At 37.2% G+C, this 14,885-nt stretch carries 11 protein-coding genes; all 11 read right to left on the bottom strand.

Translation table 11 applies throughout. The annotated features are described in order from the left end of the window. Window positions 1–11 precede the first annotated feature (11 nt). Entirely contained in the window at window positions 12–821 is an 810-nt protein-coding gene (locus IGJ93_RS00495) for a Cof-type HAD-IIB family hydrolase (RefSeq protein WP_067483482.1), read from the bottom strand. A gap of 9 nt (window positions 822–830) precedes the next feature. Next, on the bottom strand, window positions 831–4,409 hold the full coding sequence (smc, locus tag IGJ93_RS00490) for a chromosome segregation protein SMC (RefSeq protein ID WP_071868754.1): 3,579 nt from the start codon (window positions 4,407–4,409) through the stop codon (window positions 831–833). Window positions 4,410–4,425: 16 nt separating this feature from the next. Next, window positions 4,426–5,118: a ribonuclease III gene (gene rnc / locus IGJ93_RS00485; RefSeq protein ID WP_067483701.1), complete on the bottom strand. Its 693-nt coding sequence runs from the start codon at window positions 5,116–5,118 to the stop codon at window positions 4,426–4,428. Between the two features lie 302 nt (window positions 5,119–5,420). Further along, window positions 5,421–7,199: an oligopeptide ABC transporter substrate-binding protein gene (locus tag IGJ93_RS00480; protein WP_067483487.1), complete on the bottom strand. Its 1,779-nt coding sequence runs from the start codon at window positions 7,197–7,199 to the stop codon at window positions 5,421–5,423. A 23-nt stretch (window positions 7,200–7,222) separates the two neighbouring features. Further along, a complete protein-coding gene (locus IGJ93_RS00475) occupies window positions 7,223–8,137 on the bottom strand; it encodes an ABC transporter permease (RefSeq protein WP_067483489.1) in 915 nt (304 codons plus the stop codon). Window positions 8,138–8,166: 29 nt separating this feature from the next. After that, the gene (opp4B, locus tag IGJ93_RS00470) at window positions 8,167–9,129 is read right to left on the bottom strand and encodes an oligopeptide ABC transporter permease (protein WP_067483491.1); all 963 of its coding nucleotides are present in this window, start codon (window positions 9,127–9,129) and stop codon (window positions 8,167–8,169) included. After that, window positions 9,129–10,073 carry an ABC transporter ATP-binding protein gene (locus tag IGJ93_RS00465; protein WP_067483493.1) on the bottom strand — a complete coding sequence of 315 codons (945 nt, stop codon included), beginning with the start codon at window positions 10,071–10,073 and terminating at the stop codon, window positions 9,129–9,131. Before IGJ93_RS00465 ends, opp4B begins: the two co-directional genes overlap by 1 nt. Then, entirely contained in the window at window positions 10,074–11,078 is a 1,005-nt protein-coding gene (locus IGJ93_RS00460) for an ABC transporter ATP-binding protein (RefSeq protein WP_067483495.1), read from the bottom strand. It lies immediately after the preceding gene. A gap of 301 nt (window positions 11,079–11,379) precedes the next feature. Beyond that, window positions 11,380–11,622: an acyl carrier protein gene (gene acpP / locus IGJ93_RS00455; protein ID WP_067483497.1), complete on the bottom strand. Its 243-nt coding sequence runs from the start codon at window positions 11,620–11,622 to the stop codon at window positions 11,380–11,382. A 122-nt stretch (window positions 11,623–11,744) separates the two neighbouring features. After that, a complete protein-coding gene (plsX, locus tag IGJ93_RS00450) occupies window positions 11,745–12,746 on the bottom strand; it encodes a phosphate acyltransferase PlsX (protein WP_075491302.1) in 1,002 nt (333 codons plus the stop codon). Between the two features lie 47 nt (window positions 12,747–12,793). Continuing rightward, complete coding sequence (gene recG / locus IGJ93_RS00445; RefSeq protein WP_067483501.1) at window positions 12,794–14,827, bottom strand: ATP-dependent DNA helicase RecG; 2,034 nt, start codon at window positions 14,825–14,827, stop codon at window positions 12,794–12,796. Window positions 14,828–14,885: the final 58 nt, after the last annotated feature.

Below are 14,885 nucleotides of genomic sequence, written 5' to 3'. Positions count from 1 at the left end.
TTGATTCCCCCCTATACTAAAACAAATTTTTCAATTGCTTGTGCAACACCGTCGTCATCATTACTTGCAGTCAAATAGTCTGCACTTTCTTTAACTAAAGGAACAGCATTTGCCATTGCGACACCCATTCCTGCATATTCGATCATTGGTAAATCATTTTCTTCATCACCAATTGCCATGACTTCTGCTTGGGTGATTCCTAGCTCTTCTGCTAATAAAGAAATTCCATACGCTTTAGTAACACCTTTTGGCATAAATTCTAGCAGCATACTACGTGTCTTGATGATTTCAAATTGTTCATGAAACACATTTGGAATTTCTTGAATTTTTGGATCTAATTCTTCTTGTGCATAAGCAATAACTGCTTTGTTCAAAACATCCGCTTTCTTAACATCCAGCAAAGTTCCCGGACGGAAATCCAAAACTTTATTCAGCACATTATAAAGCGATTGTTTTTCAGGAGCTGTTGGTAACTGATAAACAATCCCATCAGATAACACATCTAGTGGCAAAGACAACGCTTGTGCTAACTGGGTCAATTGCTCAACGTCTGCAATAGTCATTACTTTTTTCGCCATGATTTCGCCTGTGTCATTTTTTTGAACAAGCCCACCATTAAACGTAATGCTATAGTCACCTGAATCAAGCAAATCCAATTCCGTTAAATAATGTGCCATAGCCGCCAGTGGACGACCTGTACACAAAACAATTTTAACTCCTTGATTTTTTGCTTGCGCCAAAATTTCTTTATTTCTAGCAGAAATTTGTTTTTCTTCGTTTAGTAATGTTCCATCTAAATCAATGGCAACTAATTTAATCATATTTACTTCCTACTCTTTCACAACAAGATTCTCATCTTCTTTAAGATCTTCCATACGGACAGAAACGATTTTTGAAACACCTGATTCTTGCATCGTTACGCCATACAAAACATTCGCAGCTTCCATTGTTCCTTTACGGTGGGTGACCACAATAAATTGGGTATCATTTTGGAAATTACGCAAATAGTTCCCAAAACGTGTCACGTTTGCCTCATCTAAAGCTGCTTCTACTTCATCAAGAATACAAAACGGTACCGGACGCACACGAATGATTGAAAATAGCAAAGCAATTGCCGTCAATGCGCGCTCTCCACCAGAAAGTAGACTTAGACTTTGTAGTTTTTTACCTGGAGGTTGAACTTCGATTTCAATTCCTGTTTTTAATAAATCAGTGGGATCAGTCAAGACAAGTTCTGCTCGTCCACCGCCAAACATATTCGGAAAGACCACTTTGAATTCTTTGCGGATTGCTTCAAAAACTTCTTTGAAACGAGTGCGAACTTCATCATCCATTTCATCCATTGTATCAAATAACTGATTTTTCGCAGAAAGCAAATCATCTCTTTGAGTAGATAAAAAGGTATAACGTTCATTCACTTGTTCATATTGCTCAATGGCATTCAAGTTAACTGGTCCTAGTGCTTCAATACTTCGTTTCAATGTCGCTACTTTTTCTTTGCTACCGGAAACATCTACTGTTGGTTGATAATCAATCACAGCTTTCTCAAAAGTCATTTGATATTCTGTTTCTAAATACGTAACGTGCTGATCTAGTAGCATCTCTGCACGATCTTTTTTCACTTCAAGTTTTGATTGCTCAGTCAAGCGAACTTTGTGTTCTTGGTTTTGTTGTGCCAATACTTCTGCTAGCTGGTCAATTTCTTTTTGTGTTGTGTCACGGGTTGCTTTCACTTCCTGAAGTTCAGCTTGTAGCTGTTCACGTTGCACAGATAATTCACGAATTTTTTCGTCTAAGCTTTCTTCTGTCAACTCATGATCAGAAAAGTTTGCCGTTAACGCAGCTAGCTGTTGTTCTAAACTTGTCTGGCGTTCCATTGCCTCTGTTTTTTGGACACGTGCACCACGTAACTGGATCTGCAAGTGATTAAACTGTTCTTTTAATACGGCAAGATCCGCTTGTTCTTGCGCTTTTTGTCCTTGGATTTGCGCGCGACGAGCTTCCATTTGATCGCTTTCTTGACTTAAAGATTTGATTTCTTCGTCAATTTTCGTGCGTTGTTCTTCCAATTCTTGTTGCTTCGTTGCTAATTCTGTACGTTGTTTTTCATAAGTTTCGATAAATTGATTTAACTCACGTGTCTCAAAATTAGAAATCTGTTGTTCTTTTTCAAAACGTGTTAAATCATTTGAGATATTTTGAAGTTTATTTGCAACTTCTTGTTCTTCGAAACGCAACTGTTCCATAACACTTCGGGCAGCTTCGTATTCTTCACTAAGTGTCGTAACTTTTTCTTGTAAAGCTTGAACTTTCTTTTCTTGAACTTGTAGTTCTTGATTTGCTTGGTCAAACTCACTAGTCAATTGCTTCAATTCTTGATTTTGAGCGAATAAACTTCCTTGGTTTCCACGCTTATTGGCTCCGCCTGTCATTGAACCACCTGCGTTCATAACGTCTCCCTCTAAAGAAACCACACGATATTGATAATGAATCGTTTGTGCAATCGTATTAGCACTAGCTAGGTCTTTTGCTAAAAGGATCGTTCCCAATAAATTATTCACTACTGATTGGACTGCATCTGGGTAAGTCACTCGTTCACTTGCTACGCCTAAAAAGCCCTCGATAGTAGCTGCTTGTGCCGCAACATGAGCAGGTAATTGACGTGGTTTAATCGTTGTCAATGGTAAGAAAGTTGCACGTCCACCTTTTTGTTGCTTCAAATAAGTGATTGCTTGTCTTGCATCCACTTCATTTTCAACAATAATATGTTGTGCAGCTCCTCCTAATGCGGTTTCGATTGCTAAAGTGAAATCAGCTGGAACATCAATTAGTTCTGCGACTGCACCTACAACGCCAGATAATTGTTGCTTGTGTTGTAACACTAAACGTACACCTTGATAAAAGCCAAAATAGTTTTCTTGGATTTCTTGTAAACTCTTTTGTCGTGCACGTAATTGTTGCACCTGATTCATCAATTGATACATTTTTGGGTGTTCAGTATTCAACTGTTCTTGGAATTTCTTTCCTTCTGTCTGAATAGCTGTCACTTTTGTTTTTGTTTCTTCTGATGATTGAGTCAGTTTCGTTTGTTGCTCCACTAATTCTGCTTTTTTTGCCGACAATTCTGCAACAGTTGCTTGAACTTCTGTTTGCTTTGCCAATGTTTGTTGGCTCTTTGCTGTCTCTTGCTGATACTGACGTTCTAAGTATTTCAATTCATTTCCGACAGCTGCTTGTTCTTGCATTAAATCGACATATTGATCGCGTAATTCGGCTAATAATTCTTTTGTCGATTTTTGATATTTTTCAAGTTCCTGTTGGGTTACCATCAATTGTGCTTCTGCTTGCTGGATTTCCGCTTCTTTTTTATCAACATCTTTTGTTAAACTAGCTTGTTGTTTTTCAAAGTGTTGAACTTTTTTCTGTGCTTCCGCTAAAGATGCTTGATATTCTTGTGTACTTTGTTTGGTATGCTTTGAGCGTTCCAGTAAAACATCTTTTTGTCCTTCTGTTTGCTTTAGGCTTTCTGACAAAGCAAGTAATTTTTGCTGATTCTTTTCAATCAAACGATCAGCTTGCGCATTTTGTTTACGCCAAGTTGCCAGAGTTGATTCACGCACTTGGATTTGCTCGGTTACGGTCGCTAACTCTTGATTAAATTGCTTTAGTTCAGCTTCTCGTTGGGTCCACTCAGTTCTTGCCGCTTTGATTTCTGCAATCATTAGAGCAATATCTGTTTCGGTCAATTCTTCTTTTAAGCGTAAAAACTCCTTTGCTGCCTTACTTTGAGTAGCTAAAGGAGTTAGCTGTTCTTCTAATTCATAGATAATATCTTGAACTCGGCTAAGGTTATCTTCTGTTTCAAAAAGCTTTTGTTCTGCTTTTTTCTTACGTTGTTTATACTTTAAAACACCCGCTGCTTCTTCAAAGATTCCACGACGATCTTCTGGTTTGCTACTAAAAATCGCTTCAACTTTTCCCTGTGAGATAATTGAAAAAGATTCTTTTCCTAAGCCAGAATCTAAAAACAACTCTTGGATATCTTTCAACCGACAAGATTGTTTATTGATAAAAAAATCGCTTTCTCCTGTTCGACGGTAGCGACGTGTCACACTTATTTCATTGTATTCCAATGGTAGATAATGGTCTTCATTATCTAAAATGACCGTTACTTCTGCTACGTTTAGTTGTTTACGAGAATCTGAACCTGCAAAAATAATATCTGGCATTTTTCCACCACGTAAACTTTTTGCTGATTGTTCACCTAAGACCCAGCGAATGGCTTCCGTGATGTTACTTTTTCCGCTACCATTGGGGCCAACAACTGCTGTGACACTGTTTTCGAAGTCAATCACTGTTTTATCAGCGAATGACTTGAATCCAGCGATTTCAATTCGTTTCAAATACACGAAAGCTTTCCCTCACTTACTCTTCCAAGGCTGCTAATGCATTTTCAGCAGCAGCTTGTTCTGCTAATTTTTTTGATTTTCCTTGGCCCGTACCAATCAATTGATCATCAACATAGACTTCAATCCAAAAAATACGTTCATGGGCTGGTCCTTCTTCTTTAATCAAGCGATATTCAATAAAAACATCCCCTGATTTTTGCAAGACTTCTTGCAATTTGGTTTTGTGATCCATCTCATGTGAAAAAGCACCTGCTTTGACTTTTGGGAAGATAACTTGCTTGATGAATGCATGCGCTACTTCGAAGCCTTGGTCCAAATATAAAGCACCTAGAAACGCTTCAAATAGGTCACATAATAACGCAGGACGTGTTCGTCCACCAGAGTTTTCTTCACCTTTACCTAACATGACGTGTTGATCAAAATGACATTCTTTTGCGAATTTTGATAAACTGTCTTCACGAACGATTGCTGCACGCATTTTTGTTAATTTTCCTTCTGGTAAATCGGGATACAAGCGATACAAATACTGAGAAACCATTAATTCTAACACTGCATCTCCCAAAAATTCTAAACGTTCATTGTCTGATAGGTGTAGATTGCGATGCTCATTCACATAGGATGAATGGGTAAAAGCTTGTTCAAGTAAATTTAGATCGTGAAAAACGATTGTATATTTTTCTTTAAGTTCTTTTGTCAGCTGATTGTCCATTTTCCACATTCCTTTTATAGGATATTTTTCATACTTCCTTATTATACTGGTTTTTTGATAATTTTGAAATGTTTGGCTAAAAAGTAAGAAAGCTTTAAGAAAAATGCTGTCGTTCAAAACAGGTTGCTTTACTAATTGGGATTTTTTTAGAAAAGGTTGCTCAAATTTTTGAACAGCTTTGTTCTGATCTGTCACTCTTTTTTCCTTTTAGTATCCAACAAAAAAATAAGGTCAACCAGCAAGTGGTTGACCTTATTCATTGTAAAATTATAAACGAAAATAGTTTCTGTTAAAAATTTTGATTAGCGTGAAGCATCTGTTACAGAAACTTCTGCCCAAGGATTACGTTCGTCGTATGCCCAGTTCCAGTCTTTTACGCGATCATTCACAGGTAAGACTTCATTACGGAATAATGTTGGAATTGCAAAAGCTTCTTTAAACGCATATTCTTGCCATTTTTGGTATGCTTCTTTTTGGAAATCTGCATCAAACGCATCACTTGAATTGATTGCATCAATTAATTTTGTGTTTTCTTCAGATTCGTAACGAGTGTAGTTGAATGCTGCATTTGGTCCCCATAGTCCACTTGGATTTGGATCAGTTCCTGTATTCCAAGCTGCTTGATAAACATCAATTTCAGGATCATCATTTTTTAGTTTGTCATAGAATGAGTTAAACTCAATTAGACGTCCAGTTGTGTATTCAACATTTAAACCAATTTGTTTCCATTGTTGTACATAGTAATCAGCTAATGGTTGTGCTGTTTCGCCACCTGACATTGAAGCAAATTTGATTGTGAATTCTTTGCCATCTTTGTCTTCGCGAATACCATCGCCATCAACATCTTTGAATCCTGCGTCATCTAATAATTTGTTTGCTTTATCAATATCTTGTGTATACCCTTTTAGTTTAGAATCATGGTAAGATTCGAACACTGGAGGAATCAATGACGTTGCGTTGCTTCTTAAACCAGCGTAGAATTTGCTACCAACAGAGTCATTATCTAAAGCGTAACCCATCGCTTGACGTAATGATTTGTCAGCCATTTTTGAATTAGGATCGTATTCAACTGTGCTTTCTTCGTTGTTCCATTTACCTAATTTAAATCCAAGGTAAGTGTATGAAGTTTGTTCACGACCTAAGTTTGTATAGCCTTCAATATCTTTATATGTTTCGTAAGTATCTGTTGGCATTTGGAAAATCATGTCATACAACTTAGAGTTCAATGCTTCTGTTGCACTAGCTGTTTGCACTGACTTCATTGTGATTTTTTTCAATTTTGGTTTGCCATTCCAATAGTACTCATTTGGCAAGTATTCTACTGATTCACCAGCAACAATATTACTCATGTAATAAGGACCAAAAGTTACAGGGTGTTTACGAACTTGATCACTTGATTCCATGTCTTTGATTGCTACGCCTTCAAGTGTATGTTTTGGAGCAGCATATGAGTAAACACCACCGCCGGCTTGTAACATACTTGGCTCAACTTTTTTATATTCAATTTCAACTGTTTTGTCATCTACTTTTTTGATTCCAGAAATCGTATCTGCTTTGCCATCATGATATTCTTCCATACCAATTACATTACGGAAAGTATCGTCATAACGAATACCTGTATAGTCTTTGTGACCAATGATTTCGTAAGAGAAAATTACGTCATCCGCCGTAACATCCACTCCGTCAGACCACTTCACATTGTCTTTCAGTTTGATTGTCGCAACTTTTTTATCTTGGTCTAAGTCTAAAGTAGCTGCTCCATCATCAGTGATTTTGAAATCTGTATCATTTGAGAATAATGCTTCATGTGATGGTGCCATGAATGCCGCATCAAACGCATCTTGATAGAATTCCCATTGGAACAACCCAGCGAATTGACTATCTGTTGCAACTGCGGCTTCTAACTCACCATCTTCAATTGCATCTTTATCATTTTTTGTTGCAAGTGGGAATGATAAAGCTTGGCTATCCCCTTTATCTCCTGAAGCATTTCCAGAAGAATCAGTACCGCTGCCGCCGCCACAAGCTGCTAGTGTTACGACAGATAACAATGTTACTACTCCAAAAATCGTTTTCTTCATTCCTATATCCCCCTTATTTCGTTCTATCCTAAACGTTGACGCGCATCAGCAGAACGCTTAAATGCTTGACCAACATAGTTTATACACAACATCAAAACTAGAATTAGCATTGACGCGGGTAACCAGATCCATTGACGATTTACTAACACTTCACCACTACTTGCGTAACCAATTAAAGTTCCTAAACTTGGTACATTCGTAGGTAATCCAAATCCTAAGAAAGTCAAAGTAGTTTCAATTCCAATATTTGCTGCAAAGTTCATCGTTAAGTTGGTAATAATCAATGAACTTAAATTGGGCATAATTTCACGGAACATGATTTTAAAATCACTTGTTCCCATTGTTTTCGATGCACTGACGTAATCACGTCTTGCTTCTGATAATGTTTTACTTCTAAAGAGTCGCGCTTTCGCTACCCAGTAGAATGCACTCATGATAAAAATGAATGACCAAACATTGTATTTAGGAATAATTGAAACAAATACGATAATAATCAGCATAATTGGTAAAATCATGACGAAATCAACGATTCGCATCAATATATTATCAATCATTCCACCGTAATACCCAGAAATGATTCCTAATCCTACCCCGATGATCGAAGTAATGATCGTAATCGCAAAACCAATTAAAACAGAGTTTCTAGCACCAATCACTAATTGACCGAATACATCTCGGCCACCTTCATCTGCGCCAAGCAAGAACTTATGACCTTGAGTAGAAATCGCTCCAGGTTCAGCGTATTTATCAAAAATACTTACATACATTACTTTATCTTGATCTGTTAAAATAGCGCCAATAAAGACAAACAATAATAAAAGAACTAACAAGCCCAATGAAAACATGGCTATTTTGTCTTTTTTAAATTCACGTGCAATCATGCGCAGGCCCATTGGTGGGACACTTTCTTGCGCTACGACATCTTTCTTTTCACTCATTTGACTCATCCTCCTTTTTTGATTGATTTTTATTGGATTCTAATACGTGGATCAACAATACTCATGATAATATCTGAAAGCAAGGTCCCCACTAATGTTGCAATCCCTAAAATCAATACTAAAGAAGTAATAACAGCATAATCACGTTGGCCAATAGCATCAATAAATAACTTACCAACACCTGGATAACCAAAAATCTTCTCGATAACCACTGAACCAGCAATCAACGAAGTAATTTCGTACCCCATCTGTGACGCCATTGGTAAAGCAGCATTTCTAAAGATATGACGACTGAAGACTTTCTTAGTTGGTACACCTTTCGAACGTGCTGTTCTTACAAAGTCTAATGATTTTGAATCAATTACTTCACTTCGAAGATACTGAATCGTAACCGCCGTAGCCAAAAATGCTTGCGTGATTGATGGTAATAAAATATATTTCATTCGATCGGCAAACTGAGCAAAGAATCCGCCACTTAGTCCTAAAGTCTGTGAACCACTTGTTGGGAACCAACCTAGACGGTAACCAAAAATGAATAACATGATTAGACCGAAAATAAACAATGGTACAGCAAAGCTGAAGAAGTTATAGATAACTACGACTTTGTCTAAAATCGAATTTTGGTAACGACCTGCTAACATTCCTAACGGTACAGCAATCAAATACGTTAAAATAACTGTCAAAATAGATAAGTACAACGTATTGACGATACGCTCACCAATCAAGTCAGCAACTGAACGTTTGTATAAGAAACTTTGACCAAAATCTCCATGCAATGCGTTTCCAATCCAACGGAAATATTGTTCGTACCACGGATCATTTAGTCCAGCAGCTTGTCGCATTTGCTCAATCACAGCTGGATCTTGGTTTGGATTGATTAATCCAGTAAATGGATCACCTGGCATCGCTTTTGCCAACATGAAAATTAAAACACTAAGAATAATAACTTGAGGAATCATCAATAACACACGACGTAGGATTGTTTTCCACATTAGCTAGCACCTCCATCTTTTAACGCTACTTTATGAGTAGTTGATAATGCACGCAAATCGTACACCCGACCAGTTGAATCGTAATAATCTTTTTGACTATTGATGTATTCTTGTTCAACTCTTCGGCGATTCTCTTTATGCAATTCGCGATTCTCAACATCGATTCGAGGAATTGCAGACAGTAAACGTTTTGTATAGATGTGACGTGGGTCATTGTAGATATCTTCCCTTGTTCCGATTTCAACGAAACGGCCTTTATACATGATAGCGATATTATCACACATGTGTTTAACAACACCTAAGTCATGAGAAATAAATAGATAACTAAGTCCAAATTCTTGTTGGATTCGTTTCATAAAGTTCAAAACTTGCGCTTGTACAGATAAATCAAGCGCTGAAACTGGTTCATCCGCTACAATCAATTTTGGATTTGTTGCTACGGCACGAGCAACACCTAAACGTTGACGCTGACCACCAGAAAACTCATGTGGATATTTGTATAACGCATCCTCTGGCATCCCAACAATGTCAAGTAAACTTTTTACTTTTTTCTTTTCTTCTTGATCACTTAAACGTTCAAAATTACGAATTGGTTCCGCAATAATATCTAATACCCGCTTTTTAGGGTTTAAGCTAGACATTGAATCTTGGAAAATCATTTGAACATCTTTGTTGTATTCGATTTTCTTGCGATTACTACGTTTTGTTACATCTGTTCCTTGATAAATGATTTGACCATCCGTCACTTTTTCTAGCCCAACAATCGCCTTACCCGTCGTTGATTTTCCTGAACCAGATTCTCCAACTAAACCATACGTCTTTCCTTTTTCAATAACGAAGTCGACGCCATCTACAGCATAAACATAATCATTTACTCGATTGAAAAAACCGCTGCGAATCGGATAGTGAACTTTTAAATCATTAATTGTGATTAATTCTGTCATCTACACCTCTCCTTTTTCGTCTCTAAAATGAAAATGCTTATAGCATGAGCAACGAACGAGATGGTTCGGTGCTACTTCATGAAGAATTGGGTCTTTCTCATGATCACTTTCTGGAATCCATGGAATCCGTGGAGCGAAACGACAACCCCGACGTGGCATATTTTTCAATGAAGGAACAACTCCTTCAATCACATGTAGTTCTTCTTCATGTTGTCCTTCTTGAGGAATTGAATTCAATAATGAACGTGTATATGGATGTTTTGGATTTTCAAACAATTCTTCAACTTCAGCAACCTCAACGAATTGTCCACCGTACATAACAGCTACGCGATCTGCCATTTCAGCCACAACACCTAAGTCATGGGTAATCAAAATAATTCCTGTTTTTGTTTCTTCTTGTAAGTCTTTTAATAAATCAAGAATCTGTGCTTGAATTGTCACGTCTAACGCTGTTGTTGGTTCATCAGCAATGACAATTGGCGGTTTACATGCAATCGCAATCGCAATAATTACACGTTGACGCATCCCACCAGATAATTCATGAGGATATTGACGTCCCACTCGAGTCGGATTAGGAATCCCCACTTGGTCTAACAATTCAAGTGCTCTTGCTTGACGCTCTTCTGCATTCATCTTTGTATGATAAGAAAGACCTTCTTTAATTTGGTCTTCAATTCTCATTAGAGGATTCAACGCTGACAATGGGTCTTGGAAAATCATTCCAATATCATTTCCACGAATCTTGTTATAAAGTGTTTCATTCAAATCAATTAGATTTAAATCATTATATAAAATTTCTCCTGTAATCTTGGTATTGTTAGGATCCAACAGCCCCATAATAGTAGTGGCTAATGTACTTTTTCCGCAACCAGATTCTCCAACGATTGCTAAGATTTCGTTTTTATCTAAAGTAAAAGAAACGTCGTCTACTGCATCGTAAAATTCATCTTTGATACGGAAGCCTGTGTGTAGGTTCTGAACATCTAATAATTGATTATCCGACAATCGAATACCCCTCTCTGCTCCCTAGATGGAAGTTTTTCGTTAATAAAATAATACTCACACAGAATAAAATCATTTAAACCAATCCTATTCTTAACGAAGTATAATATTTTCTTAATAATTATATAGAAAACCGTTTTACTTTGCAAGCACAATTGAAATTGTTGCCTGAATTGTCTGAAAACTAAATCTACTACAACCGCTACCATTTGCATTAGATTAAAAAAGGTGCTTTTAAAACAAAAGAAAAAGACCTAAAAATCAACGAAGATTTTTAGGTCTTTTGGTTATACGTGGGTTTAACTTATTTTAGATGTTCTGAGATATAATTTACTGCGCCGCCCACCGTTTCAATTTGTTCTGCGTCTTCATCCGAAATTTCTGTTCCAAATTCGTCTTCAAGCTCCAAAACAAATTCCATGATACTAATTGAGTCAGCTTTCAAATCATCCTTGATATTCAAGTCATCTGTAACTTTATCTGTATCCATTTCAAAGTGGTTTGAAATAATTTTCGCTACTTTATTAAATATTTCTTCACGAGTCAATGTTTTCACCTCCAACAATCGAGACAACTGCCTTAACCAAGGCTAATTTTACTGACATTTTTTGAAAATGTCTACCTTTTTTTCATTATCTCATATTTCACATCGTTTACATTAAATGATAATTAATCTGCAGAGCTTTCAAATTGCTCAACTAACTGTCCAACAACGTTCGTTTCTAACATTGTATGGATTTGACGAATCGTATAACGAACGGCGTCTGGTCCAGTTGCGCCATGTGTTTTGATCACAGGAGCTTTTAATCCAAATAAAACCGCACCGCCATGTTTTGAATAATCCATCTCAGATTTTAATGAACGTAACCCATCTTTTAATAATAAAGCGCCCATCTTCCCTTTGATTCCTTCATTCAAAATTGCAGATTTCAATAAATCCATCATATTTAATGCTGTTCCCTCAATTGATTTCAAAACAGCATTTCCAGTAAAACCATCTGTCACAACCACATCAGCAACACCATTCAACAATTCACGTGCTTCTACATTTCCAATGAAGTTCAAGCTTGTTTCATTTTGCAATAACTCATAAGCACGTTTCGTTAACTCACTACCTTTTGTCGCTTCTGTTCCATTATTCAATAAGGCTACGCGAGGACGTCCGATTCCACGAACTTTTCGTGCGTAAAATGAACCTAAAATCCCATATTGGAGTAAGTGTTCTGGTTTATTTTCAGCATTCGCACCTAAATCTAACATATCAAAGCCAGCATTTTCTTTTCCAATGACTGGTAAGGTTGACATCAAGCCAGGACGTTCAACATTTTTGATTCGGCCAACGATAAATAAACCAGCGGCAAGTAGCGCACCCGTATTTCCTGCTGAAAAAACCGCATCTGCTTCGCCATTTTTAACAGCTTGTGCAGCAAGAACCATTGAGGCCATTTTTTTACGACGGATTGCTTTCACTGGCTCGTCATCACTACTAATTTTTTCATCTGTATGAATAATTGTAATATTTTTTTCATTTGTTAAATATTTTTTGATTTCTGACTCTTTCCCATACAATAAAAATTCAACTTCTGGGAAATCTTGTTGAGCTAAAGCAACACCTTCCACAATTGCTTGTGGTGCATGATCACCGCCCATTGCATCTACCGCAATTCTCATTGTCTTCACTCCTCTTTCGTTCATCATTTCAAAGTATAGCACATCCGCTAATCAAAATAACGATTGTCTTGACTTTCTAATTGTAAGCTTTGGACTAATACTCGATATTCTGGCAAAATTTGCCAATTAGCCTTCTGCCAAATTTGTGTGGCTTCATCCCGAGCTACTTCTAAAATATTTCCGTCTGCTACCAAGTCTGCAATTGCAAATTGTGGTAACCCAGATTGACGGAAACCAAAAACTTCACCTGGTCCTCGTAATTCTAAATCTTTTTCACTTAAAACAAAACCATTATTCGTTTCCGTCATAATTTTCATCCGTTCCACACCCATTTCGTTTTTCGGGTTAGCAACTAAAATACAAAATGAAGCGTCACTTCCACGACCAACTCGACCACGCAACTGATGCAGCTGTGCCAAACCAAAACGATCTGCATCCATGATTAGCATAACCGTTGCATTTGGAACATTCACCCCAACCTCGATTACTGTGGTAGAAACCAAAATTTGTGTTTGATTTTCTTTAAAGTCTTCCATGATTCTTTCTTTTTCTTGATTCTTCATTTTTCCATGTAATAAACCTACTTCGTACTCTGGCGCGAATAAATCATTGAGTTTTTCATAAATTTCTACAGCATTTTTAACATCTAGTGCTTCGGATTCTTCAATCAACGGACAGATTACATACATTTGATGTCCTTTGCCTAACTCTTTTCTGGTCCACTCTAAGACACTATCTAATTGCGGCGTACGAATCCATCTAGTTTCAATCGGTATTCGCCCTGCAGGAAGTTCATCAATAATGGATACATCCATTTCACCATAAGCAGTAATAGCAAGCGTTCTCGGAATCGGTGTCGCTGTCATAAATAAAACATCTGGTCGCCATCCTTTTTCTCGTAAAACCTTTCGTTGGTTAACACCGAAACGATGTTGTTCATCCGTGATAACTAGTCCAAGGTTCTTAAATTCTACACCTTCTTGAATCAATGCATGGGTACCAATCACCACATCTATTTTGCCACTTTCCAAGCGCTCTAATAGTTCACGTCTTTCTTTTGCTTTTGTTGAACCCGTTAACAGGGCAACAGAAAGCTTATCTGAAAATAATTGTACAAAACTTTCCATGTGCTGCTGGGCTAAAATTTCAGTTGGAACCATCAGCGCACCTTGGAACCCTGCTGTAACAGCTGCGTACAATGCAATTGCTGCTACCACTGTTTTTCCGCTACCAACATCCCCTTGCAAGAGACGTTGCATATGTTGAGGACTCCGTAAGTCACGACAAATTTCATTTGTTACTCGTTTTTGAGCATCAGTTAATTCAAATGGCAAACTTTGAGTGAATTCTTTGAGCTTTTGAACATCATATAAAACTTCGATTCCATTTTTTTCAGATTTTTCTGCATGTTTAAGTCCTTGCAGCTGCATTTGGAATAAGAAAAATTCTTCAAAAACAACTCGGCGCTTGGCTTGATGATTTTCTTCATGATTTTTGGGAAAGTGCATGCTTCTAACTGCCGTTTGACGATCAAGCAAACGATACTTCTCCACTAATGTATACGGAAGATTTTCCTCAACTAAGTCACCATACTCGTCGAACCCTTTTTTGATCAAATCAACCAACGTTGTTTGTCTGATTGACTTATTGACATGGTAAATTGGTGAAAAATCATCTAACGTCTGCGAGCCAAGAACTTTCATCCCGCTTAGTGCTTTTCTTTTTGAATCCCATTTACCATACACTGCAATTTCTTCAGACAAAATAATTTTATCTTTAAGATAAGGCTGGTTAAAAAAAGAAACATTAAAAACAGCATGATCTTGCATCATTCGAAACTGCAATCGACTTTTTTTGTATCCAAAGCGACTCAATACGGGTGGTGAAACAACCAATCCTTTTAACGTCACTTTTTCTTGATCTTGGATTTCTGTTAAATTTCTTTCTTGTATATCTTCATAACGAAAAGGATAGTACGTCAGCAAATCTTCAATTGTATGTATACCTAAACTAGCTAGACTCTCTGCTCTTTTTTGTCCTACACCAGCTAGCACAGTAACTGGATCCGTTAACGCTCGCATCGACTTCACTCCTTTCTTAACAAAAAAAGGACTTTGGTTTTCGATCAAAGTTAATCGA

This window comes from Enterococcus sp. DIV0174 (genome assembly GCF_050529065.1).
Lineage (GTDB): Bacteria > Bacillota > Bacilli > Lactobacillales > Enterococcaceae > Enterococcus_B > Enterococcus_B thailandicus.
Note: the sequence above shows the minus strand (reverse complement) of the source record. Positions and strands in the feature narration are given on the sequence as shown.

Coding starts and splice junctions, on each gene's coding strand:
- IGJ93_RS00495 (WP_067483482.1), bottom strand. CDS start 821: ATGATTAAATTAGTTGCCATTGATTTAGATGGAACATTACTAAACGAA.
- recG (WP_067483501.1), bottom strand. CDS start 14,827: ATGCGAGCGTTAACGGATCCAGTTACTGTGCTAGCTGGTGTAGGACAA.
- opp4B (WP_067483491.1), bottom strand. CDS start 9,129: ATGTGGAAAACAATCCTACGTCGTGTGTTATTGATGATTCCTCAAGTT.
- IGJ93_RS00465 (WP_067483493.1), bottom strand. CDS start 10,073: ATGACAGAATTAATCACAATTAATGATTTAAAAGTTCACTATCCGATT.
- IGJ93_RS00480 (WP_067483487.1), bottom strand. CDS start 7,199: ATGAAGAAAACGATTTTTGGAGTAGTAACATTGTTATCTGTCGTAACA.
- IGJ93_RS00475 (WP_067483489.1), bottom strand. CDS start 8,137: ATGAGTGAAAAGAAAGATGTCGTAGCGCAAGAAAGTGTCCCACCAATG.
- plsX (WP_075491302.1), bottom strand. CDS start 12,746: ATGAGAATTGCGGTAGATGCAATGGGCGGTGATCATGCACCACAAGCA.
- rnc (WP_067483701.1), bottom strand. CDS start 5,118: ATGGACAATCAGCTGACAAAAGAACTTAAAGAAAAATATACAATCGTT.